Raw genomic sequence first — 599 nt, forward strand, 5'->3', positions numbered from 1 at the left:
CTCGTGCGCAATCAGGTCGCGCGAGAGGATCTGGCCCGGCCAGTCCTGGAAATGCGACGACGCCAAACCGTTCTCGCTGGACGCGCGATGCTCGGCGCCGCCGGCCGACCCCTCGTCGCTCAGCCGCGCCAGGATGGCGTAGCGTGCAAACGGCGGCGGACCGAACACCGCGCCGAGCTGCGCAAGCAGCGAACGTAGTTCGGCCACACGTGCGGGCGGCACCTGCAGGTCGGCGGGCCGCTGCGCCACGATATCCAGCGACACCGCCCCGGTCAGCGGCAGCTGCGCGGTGTATCGGTCGGCGAGCACCGGCGCATCCAGCAGCGTTTCCAGCGATGTCGTCTTGAAGGCGTAGTGCGTACCGCCCGCGCGCTCCACGTCCAAGGCGCTGAACGGCCGCAGCCCGCCCGGCAGCGTCACCATGGCGGCCACCGGAATGTTCCTGGCATACCAACCGGCCGGGTACAGCAGCAACCGCTGCCAGGGCACGGACACGATGTCGCGTGTCAGCAACTCGCCGCCGGCCAGCATCTGGAACCGCACCTCAATCTGCTGCGTACCGGCCGGCACTTCTACATGGAAGGCATGCGGCTCATAGC

The 599-nt window shown here is 69.1% G+C and carries 1 protein-coding gene; it reads right to left on the bottom strand.

Annotated elements, in window-relative coordinates; genetic code table 11:
- Window positions 1–599, bottom strand: a 599-nt coding sequence (locus tag CSC70_RS14115; protein ID WP_484573209.1) for a M61 family metallopeptidase, incomplete at both ends; no start/stop codon positions are given.

This window comes from Pseudoxanthomonas kalamensis DSM 18571 (genome assembly GCF_010211745.1).
GTDB classification, from domain to species: Bacteria; Pseudomonadota; Gammaproteobacteria; order Xanthomonadales; family Xanthomonadaceae; genus Pseudoxanthomonas_A; species Pseudoxanthomonas_A kalamensis.